The 26,272-nt window shown below is 46.7% G+C and carries 23 protein-coding genes, 1 other RNA gene and 1 pseudogene; 5 read left to right on the plus strand and 20 right to left on the minus strand.

Going from position 1 to position 26,272, the window contains the following annotated elements:
• Window positions 1–78: 78 nt before the first annotated feature.
• The 7 genes from der to ndk all read right to left on the minus strand — a co-directional run bounded on the left by der (window position 79) and on the right by ndk (window position 7,694).
• On the minus strand, window positions 79–1,443 hold the full coding sequence (gene der / locus A2X74_RS08930; protein WP_293626823.1) for a ribosome biogenesis GTPase Der: 1,365 nt from the start codon (window positions 1,441–1,443) through the stop codon (window positions 79–81).
• On the minus strand, window positions 1,440–2,594 hold the full coding sequence (bamB, locus tag A2X74_RS08935) for an outer membrane protein assembly factor BamB (protein ID WP_293626821.1): 1,155 nt from the start codon (window positions 2,592–2,594) through the stop codon (window positions 1,440–1,442). Before bamB ends, der begins: the two co-directional genes overlap by 4 nt.
• A complete protein-coding gene (locus tag A2X74_RS08940) occupies window positions 2,594–3,253 on the minus strand; it encodes a tetratricopeptide repeat protein (RefSeq protein ID WP_293626819.1) in 660 nt (219 codons plus the stop codon). The genes bamB and A2X74_RS08940 overlap by 1 nt, the downstream gene beginning before the upstream one ends.
• Before the next feature lie 47 nt (window positions 3,254–3,300).
• Window positions 3,301–4,629 (minus strand): histidine--tRNA ligase, encoded by a 1,329-nt coding sequence (gene hisS, locus A2X74_RS08945; protein WP_293626817.1) that lies wholly within the window; start codon window positions 4,627–4,629, stop codon window positions 3,301–3,303.
• Between the two features lie 64 nt (window positions 4,630–4,693).
• Window positions 4,694–5,962, minus strand: a complete 1,269-nt coding sequence (gene ispG / locus A2X74_RS08950; RefSeq protein WP_293626815.1) for a flavodoxin-dependent (E)-4-hydroxy-3-methylbut-2-enyl-diphosphate synthase — start codon at window positions 5,960–5,962, stop codon at window positions 4,694–4,696.
• Between the two features lie 18 nt (window positions 5,963–5,980).
• Window positions 5,981–7,222 (minus strand): 23S rRNA (adenine(2503)-C(2))-methyltransferase RlmN, encoded by a 1,242-nt coding sequence (rlmN, locus tag A2X74_RS08955; RefSeq protein ID WP_293626813.1) that lies wholly within the window; start codon window positions 7,220–7,222, stop codon window positions 5,981–5,983.
• A gap of 46 nt (window positions 7,223–7,268) precedes the next feature.
• Window positions 7,269–7,694, minus strand: a complete 426-nt coding sequence (gene ndk / locus A2X74_RS08960; RefSeq protein ID WP_046330292.1) for a nucleoside-diphosphate kinase — start codon at window positions 7,692–7,694, stop codon at window positions 7,269–7,271.
• Between the two features lie 293 nt (window positions 7,695–7,987).
• Here ndk and A2X74_RS08965 point away from each other — a divergent pair, with 293 nt between their 5' ends.
• Window positions 7,988–8,689 (plus strand): Bax inhibitor-1 family protein, encoded by a 702-nt coding sequence (locus A2X74_RS08965; RefSeq protein ID WP_293626811.1) that lies wholly within the window; start codon window positions 7,988–7,990, stop codon window positions 8,687–8,689.
• Window positions 8,690–8,775: 86 nt separating this feature from the next.
• Here the strand turns inward: A2X74_RS08965 and rlmD are convergent, their stop codons facing one another.
• From rlmD to dnaX, 12 genes and pseudogenes are all read right to left on the minus strand, one after another.
• Window positions 8,776–10,206: a 23S rRNA (uracil(1939)-C(5))-methyltransferase RlmD gene (gene rlmD / locus A2X74_RS08970; protein WP_293626809.1), complete on the minus strand. Its 1,431-nt coding sequence runs from the start codon at window positions 10,204–10,206 to the stop codon at window positions 8,776–8,778.
• Window positions 10,199–11,020, minus strand: a complete 822-nt coding sequence (locus tag A2X74_RS08975; RefSeq protein WP_293626807.1) for a 3'-5' exonuclease — start codon at window positions 11,018–11,020, stop codon at window positions 10,199–10,201. The genes rlmD and A2X74_RS08975 overlap by 8 nt, the downstream gene beginning before the upstream one ends.
• 31 nt (window positions 11,021–11,051) lie before the next feature.
• Window positions 11,052–11,810 carry a peptidoglycan DD-metalloendopeptidase family protein gene (locus A2X74_RS08980; RefSeq protein WP_293626805.1) on the minus strand — a complete coding sequence of 253 codons (759 nt, stop codon included), beginning with the start codon at window positions 11,808–11,810 and terminating at the stop codon, window positions 11,052–11,054.
• Between the two features lie 8 nt (window positions 11,811–11,818).
• A pseudogene (locus tag A2X74_RS08985) lies at window positions 11,819–12,442 on the minus strand (protein-L-isoaspartate(D-aspartate) O-methyltransferase); the annotation flags it as partial.
• A 29-nt stretch (window positions 12,443–12,471) separates the two neighbouring features.
• The gene (gene surE, locus A2X74_RS08990; RefSeq protein ID WP_293626803.1) at window positions 12,472–13,266 is read right to left on the minus strand and encodes a 5'/3'-nucleotidase SurE; all 795 of its coding nucleotides are present in this window, start codon (window positions 13,264–13,266) and stop codon (window positions 12,472–12,474) included.
• A gap of 25 nt (window positions 13,267–13,291) precedes the next feature.
• Window positions 13,292–16,369, minus strand: a complete 3,078-nt coding sequence (locus A2X74_RS08995) for a CusA/CzcA family heavy metal efflux RND transporter (RefSeq protein WP_293626801.1) — start codon at window positions 16,367–16,369, stop codon at window positions 13,292–13,294.
• Window positions 16,370–17,641: an efflux RND transporter periplasmic adaptor subunit gene (locus A2X74_RS09000; RefSeq protein WP_293626799.1), complete on the minus strand. Its 1,272-nt coding sequence runs from the start codon at window positions 17,639–17,641 to the stop codon at window positions 16,370–16,372.
• Between the two features lie 9 nt (window positions 17,642–17,650).
• Entirely contained in the window at window positions 17,651–19,165 is a 1,515-nt protein-coding gene (locus A2X74_RS09005) for a TolC family protein (RefSeq protein ID WP_299765361.1), read from the minus strand.
• A 211-nt stretch (window positions 19,166–19,376) separates the two neighbouring features.
• A complete protein-coding gene (locus A2X74_RS09010; protein WP_293626795.1) occupies window positions 19,377–20,795 on the minus strand; it encodes a carbohydrate porin in 1,419 nt (472 codons plus the stop codon).
• Between the two features lie 189 nt (window positions 20,796–20,984).
• On the minus strand, window positions 20,985–21,608 hold the full coding sequence (gene recR / locus A2X74_RS09015; protein WP_215374480.1) for a recombination mediator RecR: 624 nt from the start codon (window positions 21,606–21,608) through the stop codon (window positions 20,985–20,987).
• A gap of 25 nt (window positions 21,609–21,633) precedes the next feature.
• Entirely contained in the window at window positions 21,634–21,957 is a 324-nt protein-coding gene (locus A2X74_RS09020) for a YbaB/EbfC family nucleoid-associated protein (RefSeq protein ID WP_046330302.1), read from the minus strand.
• Between the two features lie 40 nt (window positions 21,958–21,997).
• Window positions 21,998–23,680, minus strand: coding sequence for a DNA polymerase III subunit gamma/tau (gene dnaX, locus A2X74_RS09025; protein WP_293626779.1), 1,683 nt, complete (start codon window positions 23,678–23,680; stop codon window positions 21,998–22,000).
• A 32-nt stretch (window positions 23,681–23,712) separates the two neighbouring features.
• Here dnaX and ffs point away from each other — a divergent pair.
• From ffs to A2X74_RS09045, 4 genes are all read left to right on the plus strand, one after another.
• An RNA gene (ffs, locus tag A2X74_RS09030) (signal recognition particle sRNA small type) lies at window positions 23,713–23,810 on the plus strand.
• Between the two features lie 390 nt (window positions 23,811–24,200).
• Window positions 24,201–24,575 (plus strand): type II toxin-antitoxin system RelE/ParE family toxin, encoded by a 375-nt coding sequence (locus A2X74_RS09035; protein ID WP_293626773.1) that lies wholly within the window; start codon window positions 24,201–24,203, stop codon window positions 24,573–24,575.
• Window positions 24,572–24,859 (plus strand): Fis family transcriptional regulator, encoded by a 288-nt coding sequence (locus A2X74_RS09040; RefSeq protein WP_293626766.1) that lies wholly within the window; start codon window positions 24,572–24,574, stop codon window positions 24,857–24,859. The genes A2X74_RS09035 and A2X74_RS09040 overlap by 4 nt, the downstream gene beginning before the upstream one ends.
• Window positions 24,860–24,942: 83 nt before the next feature.
• Window positions 24,943–25,599: a DUF3820 family protein gene (locus A2X74_RS09045; protein WP_293626761.1), complete on the plus strand. Its 657-nt coding sequence runs from the start codon at window positions 24,943–24,945 to the stop codon at window positions 25,597–25,599.
• 36 nt (window positions 25,600–25,635) lie between these two features.
• Here A2X74_RS09045 and A2X74_RS09050 read toward each other — a convergent pair whose 3' ends face one another.
• The gene (locus A2X74_RS09050) at window positions 25,636–26,172 is read right to left on the minus strand and encodes a TIGR00645 family protein (protein WP_293626759.1); all 537 of its coding nucleotides are present in this window, start codon (window positions 26,170–26,172) and stop codon (window positions 25,636–25,638) included.
• Window positions 26,173–26,272 lie beyond the last annotated feature (100 nt).

The following is a 26,272-nucleotide window of genomic DNA, read 5'->3' on the forward strand; positions in this document are numbered from 1 at the left end:
CTACATAAGGGGTCTGATATTGAAAAATCAAGCCCCCAACTAAAACCATATCAAAACTGTACCGCTATTTTTAACTTTTTACTTCTTTTTGCCTTTTTTACCTTTGTCCGCATCAACGTAGGGGTTTTTGGCGGTATTCATCTGAATACGCAATGGCGTGCCGCGTAACTTGAAAACATCCCTAAAGCGGCCTTCTAAGTAACGTTTATAGCTATCAGTGACACCGCTCAAGGATGTTCCATGAATCACCACAATTGGAGGATTCATACCGCCCTGGTGGGCATAACGTAATTTTGGACGACCCATACCAACTCGCTTAGGCTGTTGATGCTCAATTGCCTCTTGCAAAATACGAGTGAGTTTTGGAGTTGGTAATTTCGCCATGGCTGCAGCATAGGCAAGATCAACGTCTTTAAATAACTCTTTAAGGCCAGTGCCTTTTTTCGCAGAGATGGGGTGTACGTTTGCAAAATCGAGGAAGCGCAGTTTTTGAGCAATCTCTAAACGTGCACGCTCTTTAACGTAAGCATCTAAACCATCCCACTTATTCACGGCGACAACCAATGCACGCCCTGCTTCCACAATAAATCCAGCGATATGCGCATCTTGCTCTGAAATATCTTGCTGAGCATCAAGCATCAAGATCACGACATTGCAATCAGCAATCGCTTGCAATGTTTTAACAACCGAGAACTTCTCGATCGCTTCAAATACTTTGCCACGACGGCGCAAACCAGCGGTATCCACCAGGATGTATGGCTTACCGTTACGCTCAAAAGGAACCTCAATCGCATCACGTGTAGTGCCTGGCATATCAAATGCAATAACACGTTCTTCACCGATCAATTTATTAATCAGAGTGGATTTACCAACGTTAGGACGACCCACTACCGCAATTTTCATTGGACGATTAGGATCGTTTTCTAGCTCTTCTGGCTCAGGCTCTGGAACGTCTAAAGAATCCAAGGCGTCATCAATCAAACCACGCACACCATCACCATGAGCAGATGAAATCGGGAATGGCTCACCTAAACCTAATTCATGAAAGTCTGCCGTGACCACGCCAGCTTGCATACCTTCTGTTTTGTTAACCGCAAGAATGACTGGTCTACCAGTCTTGCGCAAGAAATCAGCAATCACGCGGTCTTGAGGCGCCATACCCAAACGACCATCCACCAAGAAAATCACGATGTCAGATTCAGCAACCGCTTGTTTAGTTTGCTTAGCCATCTCGGCAACAATGCCGGTTTTCGCTACTGGCTCAAAACCACCGGTGTCTACGCAAATAAATGCGCGCTCACCGATGCGACCTTTGCCGTAGTGACGATCGCGAGTTAAACCCGAGAAGTCCGCAACCAAGGCATCGCGTGAACGCGTTAAGCGATTAAAGAGCGTCGATTTACCAACGTTAGGACGACCGACAATAGTAATTACTGGATTCATTTTGGACTGTACGCCGCTAGTTTTCCACCTTGAGACTGAACCAAGATGAGGCCGTTCACCGCAATCGGTGCAGCTGTGATTGGACTGCTGTCATGACGAATGCGTGCCAGCATTTCACCACTCGCTTGTGATAGTGCATGCACATAGCCTTGTGCATCACCTAAGAGGAGAACCTTGCCAACGGCCAAAGGTTCGCCAACATCTCTAAAAGTTAGCTGTGTGTTTTCCCAAAGCTGAGAGCCATCCTTTACAGCAAATGCAGTGACATAGGATTTTTCATTCGAAGAAAAAACAAGGTCGGGACTTTGTGCTGTACCGGTAAAGCTTGAGTAATCTTTAAACCATAATAAATTACCCGTACGTGCCTGAGCGCAACCAATACGGCCCTGATAAGAGACAGCGCAAATAGTCTCCCCTACCATGCTCGGCTTGGAAGTCACGTCATTCAGACGTTCAATTTCAGAAAACCCTTTAGGAAATGAAACCGGAGTCTCCCAAACTAAACCGCCATTGGCAATTGCAATCATGCCGAAACGACCGCCAGCAAATCCAGTCACGATTACCTCATTGCCAATTGCGAGCATGCCATACCCAACACGCAAAGATAAGGCTGATTGTTGACGTTGATAAGTCCACTTCCTTGCACCAGTCTGGGCATCTAGACCAATAAAACGGTTATCCAAGGTACGAATGATGACAACTCCACCGGCAACAACTGGCTCGGAGAGTACTTCACTAGCAACATTGACATTCCAGCTTGGCTTGCCAGTATCGTCATAAGCGTAGACAACACCTTTAGTAGTGACAACTGCAGTAGTGCGTCCATCAGACCCAGGTCCGATAGAAAGGCGATCAGGTACAGAGACTTCCCAGAGCTTGTTGCCAGTCATTAAATCAATTTTGACAAGATTGCCGCGATGAGATGCTGCATAGACTGCATCACCCACCACCGCAGGGTCAAAGTTAAATGGCTCAGATGAGCCAACACTGGTTGACCATACTGGCGCCAATTCAAACTGGTTACTCACTGTTACAAGCTCAGCCGGTTTGCGTACACGCGAGCTACCAGAGCAGGCTACCAAAGCAACTGCTACAGAACCCAATACAAGGGCTGTACTTGCTAGTTTTGCGACGCGTTTGCAATCCATCATCACTGAGCAACTCCTCCGACGGCGTCTAATTTAACCTTCAAAAGGCGGCGAGCCTCTTCAGGGAATTCTTTTGCATCATTCAACTGCTTCCATGCAGCTTCATAACTCTTACGTGCATCAGCGGTATTCTTCTGCGCCAAATACCAGTCGCCACGTCGCTCTAGCCACAATGCCTCAAAGCCTGCGACAGGCTTATCCTTTAGAATCGCATCGGCTTCAGCAAGATCTTTTTCTGTACCCAGCTCAATTAATTGAGCGCTTAAGCGTAACTTAGCTAAAGCTAAGTAGCCCTGGTCAGATGAGTTCTTGGCAGCCCAGCGCAAATACTCCGTCGCTTTGGCAGAATCGCCAGCATCAGAAGCAATCTTTGCAGCCACTAAACTCGACATTGCCGCATAAGGCGTACCTGAATACTGTTTTTGCAAATCATCAGCGGCACGTAAGGTTTGATCTTTATCGCCCTTACCAATTGCAGTCACCATCGTTTCGTAAAGTTGAGATGCAGAAGCGGCCTGACTTGTGCGCCACCATTGATATCCACTATAGGCTGCGTAGGCAAATAAGGCAGCGGTGATTACAGCAGTAATCAGGTTGCGATACTTTTGCCAAAATGCTTTAAGTTGATCTAATTGTTCTTGTTCTTCTAGGTCTAAAGGCATGTCAATCCAGGCTAATAAATACAGTATTAATCATTAATGTCTTAATTCTATTCGGTGGCGCCAACTATGGCATCAATTACCGCTTCGACCACGCTATCCAGGGCTACTGCCTTCTGCTCGCCAGTACCTCGTAAGTCCTTGAGCTGAGCCTCATTCTTAACCAGTTCATCTGGCCCAATAATGACTGCATAGGCCGCCCCGCTGACATCCGCTTTCTTCATTTGGGACTTAAAGCTGGCAGTTTGACCATCTGGAGGGCAAAAGAGGATGACGTCGATACCGGCATTGCGCAAGCGTTCGGCAATAATCATGGCCGATGTCAGGGTCTCACCGCCTTGGTGAATCATAAAGACATCGCATTGAGCCTGAGGCTCTGGCAATGAATCAGATACCTTCATGAGTTCAAGGACACGTTCCATCCCCATTGCCCATCCACAGGCCGGGGTAGCTTTACCACCCATGCGCTCAATTAAGGGGTCGTAACGACCACCGCCAGCAATCGTGCCCTGCGCACCCAACTCTTCGGTGATCCACTCAAAAACAGTCAGGTTGTAGTAATCCAAGCCACGCACTAAGCGAGGATTGATCTTGCAAGGAATGTTATTTGCCCTGAGCAAAGCCTGAACCGCCTCGAAATGCTTCAGTGACTCTTCACCCAAGAAATCCAATAATTTCGGAGCACCCTCAATCAAATCTTGCATTGCTGGATTCTTAGAATCCAAGATGCGTAAGGGATTAGTGAGTAAGCGACGCTGTGAATCTTCATCAAGCTGTTCTTTGTTTTTTTCAAAGTACATCACCAAAGCAGCACGATGCTCAGCACGCTCAGGGGCTTGCCCTAAAGAATTGATCTCTAGACGAACGCCCTTCAATCCAAGCTCGTCCCACAGACGTTGACCCATCAAAATAATTTCTGCATCAATATCCGGTCCGGCAAAACCCATCGCCTCAATACCAAATTGATGAAACTGGCGATAGCGGCCGCGTTGTGGGCGCTCATGACGAAACATCGGCCCTGTATACCAAAGACGCTTTGGTCCTTCGTACAGCAAATTGTTTTCAACTACAGAACGAACTACAGCAGCAGTACCTTCTGGTCGCAATGTGAGTTGCTCACCATTGAGGCGATCCTCAAAGGAATACATTTCTTTTTCAACGATATCAGTTACCTCACCAATGCCACGCTGAAACACTGCAGTTGCCTCAACAATCGGTGTGCGCAAAAACTCATACCCATAGGCGCGAGTGAGGTCACGTAAAACATGCTCAAGATGCGTCCACTGCGCAGCATCGGCTGGCAAGAGATCATTCATGCCGCGAACGCCATTAATTTTTTGGATCTTTTGAGCTTTAGAGGAGTTGATCTGGTCTGTCATGTTGTACGTTTGCTTTGTAGTTCTTTTTATTGTTCTTGTTTTTTATTCTTACTGGGTTTTGCTCTTACTTAGGGGTGTAATTCTGATTCACGTACTCATCCACAATCACCTGAAATTCTTGGGCAATGTTATCGCCACGCAGAGTCTTTACTTTGACGCCATCAACAAAGACAGGTGCAGCAGGCGTCTCTCCAGTTCCAGGTAATGAGATGCCGATATTAGCGTGCTTACTTTCGCCTGGGCCATTCACGATACAACCCATAACCGCGACGTTCATTGCCTCAACACCAGGATGGGTTTTTTTCCAGACTGGCATTTGCTGACGCAGATAGGATTGAATATTGGCAGCCAATTCTTGGAAGGTGGTGCTGGTTGTTCTTCCGCAACCAGGACATGCAATCACCATCGGCGTGAAATTACGCAATCCCATGGTTTGCAATATTTCTTGCGCAACAATAATTTCATTCTCACGTGGCGCCCCTGGATCAGGAGTGAGTGAGACTCGAATCGTGTCACCAATACCCTCTTGCAACAAGATTCCCATAGCTGCCGTTGAAGACACAATACCTTTGCTTCCCATCCCTGCTTCGGTGAGACCTAAATGTAAAGGGTAATCTGAACGACGAGAGAGATCGCGATACACGGCCACTAAATCTTGCACATTGCTGACCTTGCAAGACAACAAAATTTGATTGGGGTTCATGCCGAACTCCACAGCTTTTTCAGCTGACTGCAATGCCGACTGAATCAATGCCTCAATCATGACTTCCTGCGCAGTTTTGGGAACCGGTAATGCCGCGTTGGCATCCATGATGCTGGCTAGTAAGTCTTGATCTAAGCTGCCCCAGTTCACGCCAATCCGAATTGGCTTGTCATATTTACAAGCAGCTTCGATCATTTGCGCAAATTGCGGGTCGCGTTTGGCACCTTTACCGACGTTGCCGGGATTAATGCGGTACTTAGATAAAGCTTTAGCGCACTCTGGGTAGTCATTTAACAAAGTGTGGCCGTTGTAATGGAAGTCACCAATCAATGGCACCAAGACATCCATCTTATCCAACTGCTCACGAATATAGGGCACTGCTTCTGCTGCGGCCGGTGTGTCTACCGTAATGCGTACCATCTCTGAGCCGGCACGTGCCAACTCTTTCACCTGAATTGCAGTAGCAAGCGCATCAGCAGTATCGGTGTTGGTCATGGATTGAACGCGTACTGGCGCATCGCCACCTACAGTAATGATGTTCGTTTTCCAGGCAATATTTGCCTGACGTGTAGCTCTCTTAGGCGATGGGCCTAAGGGCAGCTTTGGAAGATTATTAGATGAATTACTCATTGGACTTGTTTGATGAAATCAGTCGTCTAATCTTTTGAGCCACTGTACTGAGTGCTCAGGCTGATACTCTTGTTCATCTTCTTCATCATCAAGACTTTCAATATCACCATCTTGATCGAGATTAATCTGCTTGTCATGCACTGCACGCTCGCGCACTCTAGTGCGATCAACTACATCACCAGCTAACTGGCCACAAGCTGCAGCAATATCATCACCACGGGTTTTACGAACTGTAGCTACCATGCCTGCATCTAACAAAATGCTGGCGAATGCATGAACACGTTGAGCAGTTGAACGCTTCAATCCAGATTCTGGGAATGGATTAAATGGAATGAGATTAATCTTGCATTTGATGTTTGCCAATAAGCGCACCAACTCTTTGGCCTGAATATCCGAGTCATTCACACCATCGAGCATGCAGTATTCAAAGGTTAAGAAATCCCTTGGGGCAAACGGCAAATACCGTTCACAGGCAGCAAGCAATTCTCTTAAAGGATATTTTTGATTGAGCGGAACAAGCTGATCGCGCAGTTTGTCATTCGGTGCATGTAGCGACACTGCCAATGCCACTGGACAATCTTGTGCCAAGCGATCAATCATCGGCACAACGCCAGAAGTGGATACGGTCACACGGCGACGCGATAAACCGTAGGCTCTGTCATCAAGCATTAAACGCAAAGCAGTGACAACGTTGTCGTAGTTGAGTAATGGCTCACCCATACCCATTAAGACCACATTGGAAATCACACGACCTGTGTGTTCCCAGCCAGGCGTTGGATATTTTTCAATACGACGAACGGCATTCGGATCTGTGCGGAGTAAATGTTCAGCAAACCAGAGTTGACCAATGATTTCGCCGGCGGTGAGATTGCGGGAGAAGCCTTGATGCCCTGTTGAGCAAAAGCGGCAATTAACCGCACAACCAGCCTGAGATGAAATGCACAAGGTGCCACGATCATCCTCAGGAATAAATACAGACTCCACAGCATTACCAGCACCAACGTCCAGCAACCACTTGCGGGTGCCGTCTGCTGCATGCTCATCTTTAATTACTGGGAGAGAAAGGACTTCTGCTTTATCGAGCAGGGTTGCTCTAAAGCTTTTTGCTAAGTCACTCATGTCATTGATGTCAGAAACACCACGCTGGTGTATCCACTGCATGAGCTGCTTGGCCCTAAAGGGCTTTTCATTCAACCCCGCGACATACGCTGCCATTTGGTCAGCGTCAAAATCTAAGAGATTTACGCGCGGGGAGGTCAATGCGCCTACTTATGTATTAAATAGGTTGTTCGTTAGCAATCGTGAATTAACGATTGAAAACGTTCATGCCAGCGAAGAAGAATGCAACTTCGACAGCAGCAGTTTCAGGAGCATCAGAGCCATGAACAGCGTTTGCATCAATGCTGTCAGCAAAATCAGCACGGATAGTGCCTTTGTCGGCCTTCTTAGGATCAGTAGCACCCATCAAGTCGCGGTTCTTAGCAATCGCGCCTTCGCCTTCCAATACCTGAATCATGACAGGACCAGAAATCATGAAGCTCACCAAATCCTTAAAGAAAGGACGTGCAGCGTGCACAGCGTAGAACTGCTCAGCTTCAGCTTGTGACAAATGCGCCATTCTGGACGCAACAATCTTCAAACCAGCAGATTCGAAACGGTCGTAGATCTTACCGATCACGTTTTTTGCAACAGCATCAGGTTTGATAATAGAAAGGGTGCGTTCAATAGCCATGTAAAACTCCAATAGTGATTTCAAAGATTTTGCTGAATTACTGCCAATTTGGACCCAGAGAGAAGCCTCTCCCCAATTCCTACAAGGCGCCAGGAATTCAGCGACCCCCGAATTATACATCGGCTGACCGTATTTACCCTGATCCTAGCCTTGCTAAGCCCTTGAATTTACAGGGCATAACCCTTTGATTTGTAGTCTCTTTCATGGGGGGCTTGAAATTACCCCATTTTGTCTATACTTACTGTCAACAGCCCCTTGTGGGCTCGTGTATTTACTATCAAAAAGGAGTCAATATGAGTGATCTCAACTCTTACGGCTTTGGGCAAACAAGCTCGATCAGCACACCACAGATACGCAACCGCGTTCTGCGCAATACCTACGCCCTATTGGCGCTCTCAATGGTTCCTACCGTCATTGGCGCATGGCTTGGCGTTGCTTTTGGACTCAACTTTATGGCGAGCAACCCTTTCATGGGTTTCATCGTCTTCATGGCAATCGCTTTTGGTTTTTTCTGGGCTATTCAGAAAAATAAGGACAGCGGCTTAGGTGTTCTGCTCCTACTAGGTTTCACCTTCTTTATGGGCATCATGATGTCCGGTCTAGTGGGTTACACACTCAATAGCTACAGCAATGGCGCTACTTTGATCATGCTGGCCTTTGGCGGCACTGCGGCGATTTTTGCCGTAATGGCCTCCATTGCTACCGTGAGCAAAAGCGACTTCTCTGGCATGGGTAAATGGTTGATGGTAGGTGTACTGCTCTTGATCGTAGCCTCATTAGCCAATATCTGGTTGCAGTTACCAGCCTTGATGTTGACTGTGATGGTCTTAGCCATCGGAATCTTCTCTGCCTTTATCTTGGTTGATGTTCAGCGCATCATCAACGGTGGTGAAACTAACTACGTGATGGCTACTTTAGCTATCTACCTTGACGTATACAACGTCTTCACCAACTTGCTCGCACTATTGGGCATTATGGGCGGCGACAGAGACTAAGAAATTAGTTTTAATAAAAAAGGCACCTGCGGGTGCCTTTTTCTTTGCTTCAATATGTTGATTTGCCAATCTTTTAAATCATTGAATTACTGGGATCTTTCAAACACTGCCATTGACTCTACATGGGAGGTATGGGGAAACATATTAACGATGCCCGCACTCTTGAGAACATAGCCTGCCTGATGACAGAGAATGTCCGTATCTCTAGCTAAGGTCTTGGGATTACAGGAGACATACACAATGCGTTGCGGCGGCAGATCACTGCCTTGCTCATGGAGTTGAGCTAGGGCCTGGCAAATCTCCATAGCGCCCTCACGCGGGGGATCCATTAGCCAGCGCTCAGCTTTGCCCCATGAAGCGATCGTTTCCGTGCTCACTTCGAATAAATTGCTTTGCATGAAACTGACTTTATCTGCGAGCTGATTATGCTCAGCGTTAGCCTTAGCCCTAGTTGTGAGACTTTCTAAACCCTCAATACCTAGAACTTTGCTTGCCCTTCTTGCCAGCGGTAATGTGAAATTACCAATGCCACAGAATAAGTCGAGCACACAATCACTTGACTTCACTTCCAGCAAGCGAATCGCCCTACTGACCAAAGCCCGGTTCATCATATGATTCACCTGCGTGAAATCCGCTGGCTTAAATGGCATCTCGATTTCAAACTCAGGCAGACGGTAGCAAAGCTTGCCCGTTAAAGGATAGAACGGCGCAACCGTTTCTATACCCTTGGGTTGTAGCCATATCCAGACTTGATGCGCATCTGCAAAATCTCTGAGCAACTGTTCATCTGCAGGCGTTAGTGGCAGAAGATTCCTGAATACCAATGCAGTGACTGGCTTTAACTTTTTAGGGTCTTCTGAATTGGGATCTTCAGGCTCACCTACAGCAATCTCGATTTGTGGCATACGATCGACAATGGAAAGAGCCATTACCAATTTACGCATCTCGGGCAATAAATCAGATACATGCTTAGGCAAAATCTCACAAGCAGTCATGTCAGCAACATAGCCACTCTTACCCTCATGAAATCCAATCAGCACGGTGCCTTTTTTGATAGAGCGATTAACCGCACTTAAGCGCGCGCGATGACGGTACTCCCAGGCAGGCCCACCCATGGGTCGAAGAATTTCTTCAGGGGCTACTTTAGCTATGTGCTTGAGATCATCCTCAAGCACGCGCTGCTTCATGGCAACCTGCGCCCTGATATCCAAGTGCTGCATCGTGCAACCACCGCAAACACCAAAGGCTTTACATTTAGGTTCCGCTCTAAATACAGCAGGCTTGAGGATATCGAGTACTTTGGCTTTACTAAAGCGGACTTTGTCACGCGTGATGACATAAGTGACAAGCTCAGTTGGCAGTGCCCCCTGAATAAAAATGACCTTGCCACTTTGACCTTGATTGAGCTCTTCCTCATTGGGCGCTAAGCGCGCAATGCCTTGGGCATCTAGATCAAGGGAGTCAACTCGTACGGGCTCAGTCACAACGATGTGGACTGGCTTTTCACCTCTACGCATCGGGGGCGAAATCCAAGAGATACTCCTGCCACTGCTCACCATGTGGCTCTTTAGATTCTTTTTCTAAATAGGCTTTAACGAAAGTGATTTCTTCTTTGTACTCTTCTAATGAGAAGCCGCCACGCATCAACTGAAAGCGGCAGTACATCAGATAGGTGTTCACCACATCGGTTTCACAATAGCGGCGAATCTCGTCAATCCTGCCTTCTTGATAGGCCGGCCATACTTGACTGCCATCCATGCCCATCTTGCCTGGAAAACCACAAAGTTTTGCTAATCCATCTAAAGGCGCATTGGCACGACCATTAAATTTAGCCAAGAGATCCATCAAGTCGAGATGGCGCATGTGATAACGACTGATGTAGTTGTTCCACTTAAATTCACGGCTATCGTTTTCTTGGCTCTCTCCCATCTCCCAATAGCGAGGAGCTTGTACATGATTTGCTAATGCGCGGTAGTGCAAAACTGGCAGGTCAAAACCACTGCCATTCCAAGACACTAACTGAGGAGTGTATTTTTCAACAAGCTCAAAGAAGGTCTGAATCAATACCTTCTCATCATCTTGCGCATTGCCTAGTGTGCCGACCTTAATTTGGGGTGAGCCATCCTTGGTGGTTCTACGGATGACGCAGGAGATCGCGCAGATACGCTGCAGATACAGCGGCAGAAACTCACTACCAGTTTTCTCGGCCCGCTCTGCCATTGCTTTAGCTGCAACTTCACTGTCAGATAAGGTATCGGGATAGTCATTGAGGCGACGCAATCCTGCTACATCAGGAATGGTTTCAATATCGAAGACGAGAACCGTTGCCATACTTAAATTACTAGCAATTGATCACGAGCAATTACTGCAAGTATGGCGTTGGGTTTACTGGCTTGCCATTCACACGTAATTCAAAGTGGAGTTTTACTGAATTCGTATCGGTATCACCCATCTCGGCAATCTTCTGACCCTTCTTCACCGGATCACCTTCTTTTACTGAGAGTGTTCGATTATGGGCGTAGGCTGTGAGATAGGTGTTGTCGTGTTTGATGATGACCAAGTTGCCATAACCACGCAAGCTATTGCCTGCATAGACCACCTTACCGTCTGATGCTGCGGTAATCGGCTCACCTAACTTACCAGCAATATCAATCCCTTTGGTTTTTTCACTGAACTCTTCAGTGACTTTGCCCTTAGCTGGCCATGACAAACGAATGCCTGGCTCTGCAACGACTTCTTTGGGAGCTTCTTTGGCAGCATCGACCTTTGGTGCATCCGCTTTTGGGGCATCACTAGCCGTTTTCGGAATTGGCTTAACAGTCATTCTGCTATTAGCTGGAGGCTTAACCAAAATAAGATCGCCCACCTCAATTAAGTTGGGATTAGATAAGTTATTCCACTGCGCTAAATCACGTGGGGACTGCCCATTATCTAAAGCAATGCGGGCTAAGGTGTCGCCACGCTTAACGCGATAGTAGCCAGGTGGAGCTGGTTCATTTCCACCACCACTTCGATCAACAACATTCGCCGGCTTAGCCCTAGGGGTGGTTGAGCAACCCACATTGAGCAGCAAAGAAGTCATTGCAAGAAGCAATAAGAGATATTTAGATAGCATTTTCATAGGAATTTTCATACTACCCCTGATTGTAAGGGGACAAAAAAGACCTCGTCCAGAACCGTTCTTTGATAGCGCTGGGAGCTCATCCGCTCAACCATAATCAATTGCTGTTCTTTCTCATTCTTGGCAACCGGGGCCACAAGGCGGCCGCCAATAGCCAATTGGTCCAATAAGGCGTCAGGAATACCTAATCCAGCTGCAGCCAGGATAATTCCGTCAAAAGGGGCAGCCTGGGGTAGACCTAAGATCCCATCCCCATAAATGAGGCGCAGGTTTTTAATCCGAAATGGGCGCAGCTTCTCTCTGGCCATATCGTGCAAAGGACGAATGCGCTCAATTGAATAGACTTCATCAGATAGCAAACTGAGTACCGCTGCTTGATATCCACAACCAGTACCGATTTCTAATACTTTGCCCAACTGTTGTTTTGGCTTATGTAAAAGCTCAATCATGCGAGCAACTACCGACGGCTTCGAAATCGTCTGTGAGTGACCGATGGGCAAAGCAGTATCTTCATAGGCCTGGGGATGCATCCCTGCATCCATAAATGCATGGCGAGGAACCGTAGCAATCGCTTCCAAGGTTTTGCCGTGTTTGACCCCTGCAGCGAGGACCTTCGCAGCTAGCGCTTGCCGATGACCGGCATTACGTTCTGCCGATGACCTCAACCGCGAGTCCAGCCGTTAGCTCGCATGGCAGCCAAACGGGCATGATGCGTTAAATCCAATTGCATTGGCGTGATCGAGATGCAACCCTCATCAATTGCATGAAAGTCAGTGCCCTCAGAACTATCTTTTGCATGTCCGGCAGCACCGATCCAATAAATGTCATCACCACGTGGACTTTTTTGCATAACCACTGGTTGTGAGTGATGGCGATTACCCAAGCGAGTGACACGCCAACGATATAAATCAGCATAAGGACGATTTGGGATGTTCACGTTCAGCAAAGTTGCAGGGCCTTCACTGTGCGCCATCTTAGACGCCAGCATTTGCGCGACGATATCGTGCGCAGCTTTTGCAGCATCTTCAATGCGATTCCAGCCCTTATCAATTTGTGAGAATGCAATACCAGGAACACCAAACATGACGCCTTCAATTGCGGCAGCTACAGTGCCTGAGTACAAAGTATCTTCACCCATGTTCTCGCCTTGATTAATCCCAGAAACTACGAGGTCTGGTTTTTCATCTAAGAACCCAGTCATCGCGATATGAACGCAATCAGTTGGGGTGCCATTAATGAATAAAAAGCCGTCTCGCTCACCACCAGCTACGCGATGAATCGATAGTGGTCGTGAGAGTGTTAAAGAGTTTGATGCGCCACTATGATTTTGCTCGGGAGCAATTACAGTGACCCGCCCCAATGGGCGAATGGCGTTGACTAGAGCCAAAAGACCAGGAGCAAGATAGCCATCATCATTCGAAATCAGAATGTGTGGCTGTTTTGTATTTTCACTCATGAATTTCACTGCTTTCTATATAGCCTTAGGCCTTTGCCATCTGGGTCAACGCTCGACCTCTGAACCACCCATATATTACTGGTAATACCAAGAGGGTCAAAATAGTTGTCGTCACCATACCCCCCACAATGACCAGGGCTAAGGGGCGTTGAGCCTCGGAGCCAATCGAATGGGATAAGGCGGCTGGCAGTAGCCCGAGACCAGAAAGTGCCGCAGTCATCAGTACCGGGCGAACGCGTAAGGAAGCACCCTCCACCATGGCATCCTTCATCGCACGATGTTCAGTCGCTGCCGTCTTATTGATAAAGGAGATCAAGATCACCCCATCCTGAATTGCAATACCAAATAAAGACAAGAAGCCAAAGAAGGCGGAAATACTCAAAGTCTCCCCCGCGAGATGCAATGCGATGACACCGCCGATAGCTGCAAACGGTACGTTAATCATCACAATGACCGCATCGCGGAAATTACCAAAAGCACTAACAAGTAATAAGAAAATGCCAACCAATGCTAAAGGTACGATCAGCATCAGTTTCTTCTGCGCTTGCTTCATCTGATTGAATTGACCATCCCAGCTTATAGAGTAGTTTGGTGGCAAGGTGATATTTTTCTCAACTAAGAATTGAGCATCCTCAACAGCGCTACCTAGGTCACGGTTACGTACGCTGAACTTAATGGCAATGTAGCGCTTACCAGCCTCACGATAGATAAAAAATGGTCCATCAGACAATTGGACAGTAGCAACCATCGACAAGGGAATGGCCGCACCACTCGGCGAATCCACCAACAAGCGACCAATATCAGCCACATCGTTACGACTACCTTCACTTAAACGAATCGCAACACCAAAAGTTTTCTCATCCTCTAGCAAGTTGGTGACCGCAGCACCACCAATAGCATTGCTAACCAGCGTCTGAATATCATTCACATTGATGCCATAGCGAGCAGCTCGCTCTCGATCAATCTGAATATTTAAAGTGGGCTGGCCTAGCTCTTTCAAAATGCCTTCATCTGCTACACCACGGACTTTTTTGAGCTGGAAGATGACTTCCTGGGCCTTTTGATCCAGAACCTCAAGATCAGTGCCGTAAATTTTGATTGAGTTCTCACCCTTCACTCCTGATAAAGCCTCATTCACGTTATCTTGAATGTATTGCGAGAAGCTATAGGTAATTCCTGGAATCTTCTTTAGCTCAATCTCCAGGTTGGCAATCAACTCCTTTTTACCGGAGCCACTTGGCATCTTGTCTGGACTCTTGAGATAGAGTCCATATTCTTGATTAAATACACCAGTAGAGTCTGTGCCATCATCTGGACGACCAATCTGGGCTGCCACTTTTTCAATTTCTGGCTGCTTTAAGAAAGTCTCACGCAACTGATTAGCCACCTTAACCGAGTAATCTAAATCCACCGTATTAGGCAGAGTGACTCGCAGCCAAATATTGTTCTCTTCTAGGGTTGGTAAGAATGCTGTACCCAGGCGCGTCACGCTTAATAAGGTTAAACCCAATACAAATACCGCAACCGAGACAACGGTCAAAGGACGGTCCATCCATCTTCTGAGTAAAGGCTTATAGCCATCCAAGAGCTTGGTGATAAATCTAGGCGGTTTGTGATGCAAGTTCTCGCCGAAGACCAAAGAGATCATGGCTGGCAAGAATGTCAGACTTAAGATCATTGCCGCGATCAAGGCAAAGCCCATGGTGAAGGCCATTGGCTTAAAGATGATGCCCTCTACTCCGCCCATAAAGAACAATGGGGAGTAGGCAACAATAATGATGCCAGTGGAATAAATCATGGCGCGCTGTACTTCGCTTGTTGCCAGGATGATGCTTTGATTGAGGCGCTTGCCACCCTCCTCTAGGTGGCGCATCACGTTCTCCGTCAGGATGACCGCAGAGTCAACAATGACACCGAAGTCAATCGCACCTAAAGAAATCAGGTTTGCTGGAACACTCCATAAATGCATCTGAATAAACGATACGCAAAGCGCCAATGGAATGACTGCAGCCACTACAGCTGCTGCACGCAAATTACCTAAGAAGAAAAACAGTACTGCAAGCACTAATGAGATGCCAAAGAACAGCGTGTGCTTTACTGTGCCAATCGTGATATCTAGCAAAACTTGACGATCGTAAAAAGGCTTTACTTCAATTCCTGGCGGCAGTATTTGCTTATTAATATTCTCAACAGTATTGCGAACACGCGCCAGGACTTCGGTGGCATTCTCGCCACGACGTAAGTAGACAATACCTTCAACAGAGTCTGGATTGTCATTAAACTGGAACATACCCAAACGTGGTGCGTTGCCAATCACAACACTAGCAACATCACCAATGCGAATTGGTACGCCATTGTGAGTTGAAACAACAACGCGCTTAATATCATCAATACTTTTTAAAAGCCCTACCCCACGAACTACAAACTGCTGCTCTCCACTGGGTAATAGTCCGCCACCAGTATTGCTATTCGCATTAGTTAAGGCGGTAATTAATTCATTAACAGTGACGCCCTTTGCTTGCAGGCTTTCTGGGCTAACAATCACTTGATATTGGCGAACCTTGCCGCCAAATGAAGAAACATCTGCAACCCCAGGCGTTTGCTTAAGCTCTTTATAAATCTCGTAGTTCTGCAATGTCTTTAGATCAGTCGACGAGGCGTAATCCGACTTCACCTCATAACGCATGATCTCACCAGTCGCATCAGAATCTGGACTGACGCTGGAAGTGACTCCATCCGGAAAATTCACATTAGACAGGCTGGTAATAAAACGTTGACGCGCTTGAAATGGATCCGTTGTGTCATTGAATTTCAAAGTCACAACAGATAATCCAAATAAGGATACGGAACGGAAAGCCTGCAGACCAGGAATACCTGCCAAGGCATTCTCAACCGGAATCGTGACCTGCTGCTCTACCTCAGTCGTACTTCGACCAGGCCATTGAGAAATCGCCTGAATCGTTAATGGCGCTACCCCAGGGTAAGGCTGAATCGGCAACTTAGAGAGGCTATACATCCCCAAACCGAGCAGCACAATTGAACCAACGATGACAAGCACGCGTTTTTCAAGTACACCCCGAATGAAGGAAGTAAAGGCGCTCACTTAATCTTCCTGCTTGGCAAATCGATCATTGAGTAGTACTGAACCCTCTGCCAGGATGCGAGAGCCAGGCTGAATGCCATCGGTAATAGCAAAGGCCTTGCTGTTTAAATCGTAACCTTTGACAGGAATACGACGATAGATCTCGTCTCCCGCCTTAATAATCACGTAACGCATCTCGCGTATGCGTACCACTGCTGTTTGAGGCACAACGATGGCATCCGCCATAGCAGTAGTCAGCTTGGCAGAGGCGTACATATCAGGACGCAAAAGATCATCATGATTATCTATATCGGCACGTATTAATAAAGCTCGAGTTTGTGGATCTATTGTTGGAGCAACATAGTTTGCATAAACTACAAACTCTTTATCCGGATAGGCCTCAACCTGCAAAACTAACTTCTGACCCGGTTTAATCAAGCGTAAGTCTTGTTCAAATACATTACCCAGGAACCACAGTTGTTTTGGATCTGCCAAGGTGGCAATCACATCACCAGAGTTCAAAGCAGACCCTGGCTCCACATTCCGCTTAACCACTACACCCTTGAGGGGTGATCTCATCACTAAGTTACTTTGAGTTTTACCAGTAGTTTCAATAGTCTTGATATCACCATCGCCAGCGCCGAGATTACGCATGCGATTTGCGGCCGCTTGTTGAGTAATGCGAGCATCGCCAAGCAAGTCACCCATGGTTTTACTGGACTCCAATACCTGGGCTGTTTTTGAAGAGAGTAAGTATTCTTGCTGGGCTGAAACAAATTCTGGGCTATAGAGCTCTACTATTGGAGAGCCGATATTGACCTCGGCGCCATCAAAAGCATAAATACGTTCTACTCGTCCTGGAGCACGCGCAGATAGCACCTTAGACTTTTCGGCGTTAAACGCTAAGCGGCCTGGCACTTTGATATCTACTGGTACCTGTACTTTTTCTGCTGTTTGGAAGATATAGATTTCTGGGTTCAGTTTGACACCCGGAAGTCTTAACTCCAAGACACCGCTCTTCTCTATCTTGAGAGCCTTATCGGAAGCCTCGATCTTGACATTGCGATTGACGTTGGTAATCCGCCCTAAAACAATACCCATCGACAAAATGGCGAAAGCAAAGGCAGCTAAGCGGATGCGGTAGCGATTTTGAGGGCTAAGCTTCCAGTACAGCGCAGCAACACTAGCAATAGCCACATACAATCTATGGCCGCCAAAATGCAATGCCTTATCAGCGATAGGTTTTGCTTTATCACCAAGTTGTTTTAGAACAGAAAGAATTTTGTCTTTCAATACCGCTCCTTAAAAAGGTTCTTTGCCAGAGGTAACCAGCAATACTGCTTGCGCTTGGAGTAGATTACTCTCCGCTAAGGCCAATTGAACTTCGAGGCTGCGCAATTGCGTTTGTGCTGTCAGCAAATCGTTAAATCCCTGACCATTATTTGAATACTGAGTAAGACCCACCTTATAAGCAGCATCTGCTTGTGGAACTTGGCGTTCTTTCAGAAATTGCGCTTGGCTCTTGGCTTGTTGGTATGTGGCATAAGCACTATTGACCGCCAAGACAATCTGCTGACGATTAGAGATATTGCCAGCCTCCGCTGCTGCTTGGTTACGCTGTGCCTGCTCTACCCCATACTTTTCCTTGGTAAAGAAATACAGCGGAATTATCAGATCCAATTCAAACTGGTAGTACATCGCACCATTGTTAGCAGAGAATGGTCCACGTGGCGTAAAGGATGAGCCAATGACCTGAAAGTCTGGCAAGTAGGCTTTCTTTGCTAGATCCACGCCTTTACGTGCAGCCTCCAGCTGTAAAGCCGAACTCTTTAATGAAGGATGACTGGTTTCGGCATAGTCTTCCAACTCTAGTAAGGTTGGAACGCTGTTCATTGCACGACGCACGTCGCCACGTAGCACGAGCTTCTCTCTCGAGTGGCGACCCACCAGTGTATTAATGTTATTGAGTGAAACGGATAGCTGCCGCTCTACATTAAATTGATCTGCTTGCGCCGCGCTCTGCGCTACTTGCGCGTTGAGATACTCAACATAAGCAGAGGCGTTATTCGAGTAGCGCGCTTTAGCCACGTTCTTAATCATTTCTAAACGCATTACAGATTCCTTCAGAACCTGCAGCTGCTTTTGGGATGCTAAGGCGGTGTAATACAGGGTCGATAGTTGAGCACCCAACTGCAAGTAAGTGGATTCGCTTTGCGCTAAGAGTGCCTCGGCATTGGTATTAGCAATATCCGATGCCAAACTCTTCTTACCCGGAAACTGAAACGGCTGCGCTACAGAAATAGAGTTATTGCTACTGATGCCATTAGGGTATTGCGGGGAAGGAGCATTAGCCCCACCCAAGGCAAACGGTGAATTCGCTGGCATGCCTGACCACACTAAGCCCACTTGAGGGTTTGCTGGAGCATTAATCTGCGGAACGGTTGCCTTTGCGGATAAATAGGATTCACGCAAAGAAGACAATTGCGGATTATTTAATTTAAGCTCGTTCCAGAGCTGACGCAAATCCATTTCTGCTGGACCTGATGGTGCGCCCTTTGTATAAATCTTCGGCGTATTACTTTGCGTTACCGGCGCAAATAAGGATGCGGCCTGAGAAGCATTCGGAGCGCTTGAATTGCTAGTGTCATTACTGACTACCGGAGGTGTAGATAAAACCTCTTTGGAATCATTTGTCTGCACAGTCACACTAGCTGGGATTGCTGAATTAGCGGGTGATGTTTGCGCAAAAACAGAAGTCACAGAAAACAGGGGGGCAAAAACACAAGCAAGCCACTTTGAGGGTTTTGCTTTTGCCACAATGGATTCGCTAGTTTTAATCTTGCCGTAAATCAAATCGGCTGCCTCTAAATCTCTACTAATGCTGTTTTTATAGCCCTGAATATAGATTTCCCTACATTACAAGGGGGTTTTCGAGATTATAGGGGGCTAGAAGCAAATGTCCATGAATTCTGAATTCTTATCTTATTGATTCTAAAGACAATAATTAAATCAATACTACGTGAAATTCCTAGAATTCAGCATGAACTCTGAAGGATAGGATGTTCACCGGCCCCCGAGCAGCGTTGTAGGCGGGATTAATGATGTGCTGGAAGTTCACACCAGCTAGAACGTTCTTGATCACGGTGGCGTTGTAATAGACCTCACCGATCCGCTCCGGTGAATAGGAAATCGTCTGACTTGGGCTTGCGAAGTCACCAATGAAATAAGAAACGCCACCCGCCTGAAGGTAGCTACGACGATAGCTTGATAAACCGTTCTGCATAGCAGAGATACCAATACTATCCTTTGGGCGTTTCCAGCTAGTGCCATTCATTCCTAGGCCAATCGATATAGAGTTGTCGGCTTCGGTGAACGACATGGTTTCCGTCTGACCATCAGATGTAAAGGCGCGACCATAGATACCCAGATCCTTAGTTAAAGCCTGTTCCCCATGGATACCAATACCGGTTTTGTACTGCATATTGTTACGGACATTATTAATCGCCTGAGTTCCCTGACGAGCATTCGGATCCTGATCGATGTAATTAGTGGCATCGGAGAAACGCGCCAAGATCATTTTGTTGCGATAAGCTAGGACGCTGACCTTGCCAGGAAGATCGGCTATGCGATGTTGACGTTCTATCTCAACTTGATCGCCATAGGTGTTGAAGATTTGCCAATCAAGATCGCGACCATTGGGTGATTTAGGAGCGAGCATGCGTGAAGCGCGCATCACCCAATTACCAAGATACCACTCGCCTGCCAAGCCCCAGCTATAACCTCTCGCATCAGCGGCGTAGTCATAAGCAAGATAGGTCATGTTGCCCCAGTTCATAAACTGGATGCGGGGATCTTTGGCATAACGACTGTCATCAAAGATATCGAGTGTGGAGAACTGACCGCCAGTCAGCACTACGCGATTACTACTCACTGTTTGCGTAATTTGATTAGCTTCATTCTCAAGAACGACTTTGTTGCCCTCTTGATTAATGGTTTGACGCACAAAGGCACGTGCTGAATAAAACTTCGCTTGCGCGCCATTGGCTTTGGTAGCTTCACCGTTAGAGAAACCACCCAAACCAGAAAGATCAGAGAATGGCACTCCAGAGATCACCTCTGGATTGAAATACACATCGGTATTTGGTGCAATACGCGCACCAAAGAATAAAGTGCCAGACCAGGTGTAACTCATTGACTTCTCAGCATTCAAGCTATTCTGGCCAGAGTAGGATGAAGTGAAGTTGTTATAGCGCTGATTAATGTAAGTGGTTTGACCATGAAAATTTACTGGCAAGCCCCACAGACTTCCCTCGGTCGGTAGACCTTCAATCGGCGAAGCAAAACTCGCAATTTGATCCGATCCTGATCCAGCCTTTTGAGCAAGCGCAGTCGTGCTGCATACAGCAGCAAACAAACTCAACAGGAGAAAATAGAATTTGTGGGTCATTCACAATTTCACAGTACTTAGCGTCAATGACCAATGAATGACTAAAAATAGCTTATGGCCAGATCTACCGGAATAAAAACAAGAGAACTCGGTTAGGCACGGCGTGAGATTGAAGCTCAACAGGGGTGCAGGCCAAATTATCCTCAAAAAGAGGAAATTTACCTAGAATTTATGTCGATTTAGTGACGCTTAGCCAACGGTACGGCGATCCATCAGCGCTCTAGCTAATGTGCCTGCATCCACATACTCAAGTTCACCACCTACCGGAATACCTCTGGCGATTCTGGTGACTTTGATACCTTTGGATTTGAGTACTTCACCAATGTAATGGGCTGTTGCCTCACCTTCACTGGTGAAATTCGTTGCCAGAACAACTTCTCTGACTGGCACTCCAGTATCTGGAGCTTCAATGCGATTGAGTAATCGATCGAAATGGATTTCATTGGGGCCCATGCCATCGAGTGGTGAGATGCGGCCCATTAATACAAAGTAATTACCTTTAAAGCTGAGAGTCTGCTCGACCATCACTTGGTCAGCTGGTGTTTCCACAATGCACAGTAAAGATGGATCTCGACGATCATCATTACAAGTTGCGCAAATTTGGGTTTCGGAGAAGGTATTGCAACGGGCGCAGTGCCCTACAGTCTCAACCGCCTCACCTAATGATTGGGCCAATACAGCTGCGCCATTGCGATCATGCTGTAGTAGATAGAAAGCCATGCGTTGCGCTGACTTTGGCCCCACTCCAGGCAATACCCGCAATGCCTCAATCAAACGACCGAGAGCATCTTGCGGAGCTTCTTGACGTGCCATTAAATGAACAGTTTTTTATTAATGATTAAAACGGCAACTTAAAGCCAGGAGGCATTGGCATACCTGCAGTAGCACCAGACATCACTTGTGAGCTAGCAGCTTCTACTTGTTTGAATGCTTCTGTATAGGCAGTAACTAATAAGTCTTCCAGCATTTCGCGATCATCCATTGCGCCTGGATCGATCTGTACACGTTTCATTTCGTGTTTGCCAGAGATGGTGACTTTAACTAAACCACCGGCAGCTTGGCCAGTGACTTCTAGCGCAGCCAATTGCTCTTGCGCTACCTTCATCTTCTCTTGCATCTGCTGGGCTTGTTTCATCAAACCAGCAAGGCCACCTTTCATCATCGCTTTATTTCCTTGTATCTACTATTGTTAAATCTGACAATTAAAGAGGTTTAACAGAACCACCCACTACTTTGGCTCCAAACTCTTTTTCTAATTGCTGAATAAATGGATCTTGAGCAATCATCTGCTCTGCGTTTTGTCTTTTCTCTTGATGAATCTGCGCATCGACTTTAGCTACTGTCTTGCCTTCAACTTCACCCTTCTCGATTAACACTTTGATCGGTTTACCAAAGTGCGCTGATAAGGCATCTGCCAAACGTCCAACAGAAGCTTCTGAAGCTAGTTGCGGCATTGGCGTCACGACGGTGGCGCGCACGCCTGCTGGTGAATCTTCCCAATCTTGCAACTCTGTCTGAAATGCTAACTGCTGAACCAAACCTTTAACCGGCAACTGACGCATCAAGGCATGCCAGTCTGGACGATTGGCTGCAGATGCAGTGGCCGCTGGTACAGGAGCTGGAGACGCTGAAACAGCTGGCTTACTAGCCATAGGCGCTGGAGCAGATGCTGCAGGCACTGATCTTGCAGGAGCAGCAGTTTGATTTGCGGGTGAAGCTTGTCTTGGGGCCGATGTTGCGGAAGCTACTGGCGGCGAGGAGTTACCCGCTCTGCCTGGAGTTTCATTTCCGGGACGAAAGGCCAGCATACGTAGAAGCGTCATAGCAAAGCCAGTTTGTTCATCAGGTGCGAGTGATAAATCTGGACGGCTGGTGATACTGATTTGGTAGAAGAGTTGCGCCTCTTCTTTTGTAAGCGCACTAGCTAAGCGACGAATTTCTGCAGCTTCAGGCCAATCTTCTAAAACAGATTCTGGAACAATTTGTGCAGCGGCGATTTTCTGAATGAGGCTGGATAGATCAGCAAGTGCTAATGAGAAAGACATACTGCGCTCACCCATCTCATTAGAGATAGCTAGCAATGTTGCACCATCTTTTGCAATCAAGGCATCCAGAATGCGAATGAGATAAGCATCATCCAATGTGCCGAGCATTCCGCGCACTGCTTCTTCAGATACTTTGCCAGCAGCATATGCAATGGCTTGATCCGTGAGTGATAAGGCGTCACGCATGGAGCCTTGTGCTGCTTTAGCTAAAACACGCAGTGCATTGGTTTCGCAATCAACATTTTCTGCGGCGAGAACTTTTTCTAAATGCTCAACGATGAGGGGTACTGGCATTTGCTTGAGATTGAACTGTAAGCAGCGGGACAGAATCGTTACCGGAATCTTTTGCGGATCAGTAGTCGCAAGTATGAACTTCACATGTTCAGGCGGCTCTTCGAGCGTTTTGAGCATGGCATTAAAGGCATGATTGGTGAGCATATGCACCTCGTCAATCATGTAGACCTTGTAACGCGCATTACTGGGAGCGTAGGCTGCCTTCTCTAATAGAGCGGCAATATCGTCTACCCCGCGATTACTCGCAGCATCCATCTCTATATAGTCAACAAAGCGACCGGCATCGATTTCTAGGCAGGCTGGGCATTTTCCGCAGGGTTCTGAGGTCATGCGACCTTGGCCATCTTCCCCGGTGCAATTGAGGGCTTTGGCCATAATTCGGGCAATAGTGGTCTTTCCGACCCCGCGAGTGCCTGTAAAGAGCCAAGCGTGGTGTAGTCGACCCTGGTCTAAGGCATGGGTTAACGCCTTAACCACATGGTCTTGTCCTACCAATTGGGAGAAAGTTTTAGGGCGCCACGAACGGGCTAAAGCCAATGCTGTCATGTATTACATTCTAACAAGCTAAAATGGAATTGGACGGGCCTCCCCGCATGGCGGTTTGGATAACCTGGTCAGGTCGGGAACGAAGCAGCCAAACCCAATTCTGTCAGTGCCGGGGGTCGGGCTCGTCCACCTTCCCCAAGCTAGATTTAGCCCAATTACAGGATCTTTAAGACCCTGAAGATTCCCCAAATCATCCAAATAATCAGCAAAACTAGGACAACCCGGGAATCCATTACCAACCTAAACAATCGTAGTTGCTTATGCCTACATTCAATAGCTAGGTGCATTCCTAATCCCCCGGTAGTCAGAAAGATTCAGCGTAGAGGTTTCGAGGTCGGAATTACAGAAGTTAGGGATTATTTAGCTGTAGGAATGCGACATGGCTAGCCCCCTCAGCTAAAAGTTAAATGATTTGAATTAGTCAGTATCTTTTTGTTAGACACCCTAAATATAAGCAAGCTCTTATTTTTCTAAATTACGTACTTTCCTACAATCCTTTCAGTAAAAGATGATGTAAGATATGTACCATAATTGGTACGCTACTTGGATGAGAAATCCCATCCTAGAAGTTAATTTTTATTCAACAGAACAAGGAAATGAACCAGTTAGGGGGTGGCTTAAGTCCTTGAGTGCTTTTGATAAGAAACGAATTGGGGAAGACATCAAGACTGTTCAATTTGGGTGGCCATTAGGGATGCCCTTAGTAAAACATCTTGATGGTGATATTTGGGAGGTTCGAGTAAATCTCAGCAAGAGCATCGCCAGAGTTCTGTTTGTTCTAAATGGAGGCTCAATGGTATTGATTCATGGATTTATCAAAAAGCAGCAGAAAACCTTGAAGTCTGATTTAGATCTGGCAAAAGATAGAGCAAAGAAATTAAGGAGGTACTCATGAAGAAAAAACACATTGGCAGTAGCTTTGATGACTTCTTAAAAGAGGAAGCAATCTTTGACCACTCTAGCGCAGTGGCAGTTAAAAGAGTCATCGCCTGGCAAATTGAACAAGAAATGACCAAGCAAAAGCTTACCAAGACTTTGATGGCGAAGAAAATGCATACCAGCCGAGCAGCCCTCAACCGTTTACTAGATGAATCAGATACAAGCCTCACGCTGCTCACATTAACAAGTGCTGCATCTGCACTTGGCAAGATGATTAAGTTTGAAATGAAGGCAGCTTAAGCTTCATTAAAAATGGTCCTTAGCAGAGATAAGTCAAACTCAAGGCACAATAGCCAATCAATTACCTTTAGGTTAAGAAGCTCATGCCCCAAGCCATTATTTTTGATGTAGAAGCAACCGACAAGAACAATGCCGTCATTATTGAGGCCGCCTCTTTAGACGTCACCTCTATCAATCCCCTCGCTGTTGGTAATCCTTGGGTGCAACGCTATAACCCAGGAAAACCCATTAGCTTGGGTGCTCTAGCAACTCACCACATCATGGATGAGGAATTGGTTAATTGTCCCGCCAGCAGCTCTTTTAGATTGCCTGGCGGTACTAAATACATCATTGGTCATAGCGTTGATTTTGACTGGGAGGCTATTGGTAAGCCTGATGTGAAACGCATTTGTACTCTTGCTCTTGCTCGTAGCCTTTGGCCCGAGTTAGACAGCCATACGCAAAGCGCCCTGCTCTATTACTTTGAAAGAGCTACTGCTAGAGAACAGCTGCGTGATGCGCATAGCGCGTTAGCTGATGTGTGGATCTGCTCAAAGATTTTGGGTCAGATCATCGAGAAGCTTAAGCCATCTTCTTTGGATGCTTTATGGGAAATGTCTGAGAAAGCGCGTATTCCGACCATCATGCCTTTCGGTAAACACAAAGGCGAACTCATTAGCCAAGTGCCATCGGACTATAAGCAGTGGATGCTTCGCCAATCCGATGTCTCTGAGTATCTTCGCAAGGCCTTACAGGCTTAAGCTACCTTCAGCTTCAAATAAATCTTCATTTGATTTTTAATGCTTGTGGGCAGCAGCCACCAACTTTTCCGTATAGGCAATCGCAATTGCTGACAACACAAAGGTAATGTGGATTAAGGTTTGCCACATCAAGGTTTTTTCATCATAGGAAGCTGCGTTGATGAAAGTCTTGAGTAAGTGGATTGATGAAATTCCGATGATCGCAGTTGCGAGCTTTACCTTTAACACCCCAGCATTTACATGAGACAACCATTCGGGTTGATCTGGGTGATTTTCTAATTCCAAACGAGAAACAAACGTTTCCCATCCACCCACGATGACCATCACCAATAAGTTAGAAATCATCACCACATCAATTAAGCCCAAGACGATCAGCATTAATGCTGTTTCTGTCATGGACTTATCGGCCATCATGCTAATTAGATGGACTAACTCCAACCAGAACTGCCATACATAGACACCCTGGGCAACAATTAATCCAATGTACAGAGGTGCCTGCAACCATCGGGACATGAATATCCAGCGTGGTAGTGGGCGTAATTTTTTCTCTACAGCGTTGAGGTTTTCTTTCATGCGCTCATTTTAGCGATATTTGTGATGTTTTCATGACATCGCGATGAGTCTATATAGACCCGCCTTTACTAGGGAATAAGGAATCCGTGATTTCCTTATT

Source organism: Polynucleobacter sp. GWA2_45_21 (genome assembly GCF_001830325.1).
Classification (GTDB): Bacteria; Pseudomonadota; Gammaproteobacteria; order Burkholderiales; family Burkholderiaceae; genus Polynucleobacter.

What these genes read in the sequence shown, in the direction of transcription:
- der (WP_293626823.1), bottom strand. Translation starts at nt 1,443, where the DNA reads ATGAATCCAGTAATTACTATTGTCGGTCGTCCTAACGTTGGTAAATCG.
- bamB (WP_293626821.1), bottom strand. Translation starts at nt 2,594, where the DNA reads ATGATGGATTGCAAACGCGTCGCAAAACTAGCAAGTACAGCCCTTGTA.
- A2X74_RS08940 (WP_293626819.1), bottom strand. Translation starts at nt 3,253, where the DNA reads ATGCCTTTAGACCTAGAAGAACAAGAACAATTAGATCAACTTAAAGCA.
- hisS (WP_293626817.1), bottom strand. Translation starts at nt 4,629, where the DNA reads ATGACAGACCAGATCAACTCCTCTAAAGCTCAAAAGATCCAAAAAATT.
- ispG (WP_293626815.1), bottom strand. Translation starts at nt 5,962, where the DNA reads ATGAGTAATTCATCTAATAATCTTCCAAAGCTGCCCTTAGGCCCATCG.
- ndk (WP_046330292.1), bottom strand. Translation starts at nt 7,694, where the DNA reads ATGGCTATTGAACGCACCCTTTCTATTATCAAACCTGATGCTGTTGCA.
- A2X74_RS08965 (WP_293626811.1), top strand. Translation starts at nt 7,988, where the DNA reads ATGAGTGATCTCAACTCTTACGGCTTTGGGCAAACAAGCTCGATCAGC.
- rlmD (WP_293626809.1), bottom strand. Translation starts at nt 10,206, where the DNA reads ATGCGTAGAGGTGAAAAGCCAGTCCACATCGTTGTGACTGAGCCCGTA.
- A2X74_RS08975 (WP_293626807.1), bottom strand. Translation starts at nt 11,020, where the DNA reads ATGGCAACGGTTCTCGTCTTCGATATTGAAACCATTCCTGATGTAGCA.
- A2X74_RS08980 (WP_293626805.1), bottom strand. Translation starts at nt 11,810, where the DNA reads ATGAAAATGCTATCTAAATATCTCTTATTGCTTCTTGCAATGACTTCT.
- surE (WP_293626803.1), bottom strand. Translation starts at nt 13,266, where the DNA reads ATGAGTGAAAATACAAAACAGCCACACATTCTGATTTCGAATGATGAT.
- A2X74_RS09010 (WP_293626795.1), bottom strand. Translation starts at nt 20,795, where the DNA reads ATGACCCACAAATTCTATTTTCTCCTGTTGAGTTTGTTTGCTGCTGTA.
- recR (WP_215374480.1), bottom strand. Translation starts at nt 21,608, where the DNA reads ATGGCACGTCAAGAAGCTCCGCAAGATGCTCTCGGTCGTTTGATTGAG.
- A2X74_RS09020 (WP_046330302.1), bottom strand. Translation starts at nt 21,957, where the DNA reads ATGATGAAAGGTGGCCTTGCTGGTTTGATGAAACAAGCCCAGCAGATG.
- dnaX (WP_293626779.1), bottom strand. Translation starts at nt 23,680, where the DNA reads ATGACAGCATTGGCTTTAGCCCGTTCGTGGCGCCCTAAAACTTTCTCC.
- A2X74_RS09035 (WP_293626773.1), top strand. Translation starts at nt 24,201, where the DNA reads ATGTACCATAATTGGTACGCTACTTGGATGAGAAATCCCATCCTAGAA.
- A2X74_RS09040 (WP_293626766.1), top strand. Translation starts at nt 24,572, where the DNA reads ATGAAGAAAAAACACATTGGCAGTAGCTTTGATGACTTCTTAAAAGAG.
- A2X74_RS09045 (WP_293626761.1), top strand. Translation starts at nt 24,943, where the DNA reads ATGCCCCAAGCCATTATTTTTGATGTAGAAGCAACCGACAAGAACAAT.
- A2X74_RS09050 (WP_293626759.1), bottom strand. Translation starts at nt 26,172, where the DNA reads ATGAAAGAAAACCTCAACGCTGTAGAGAAAAAATTACGCCCACTACCA.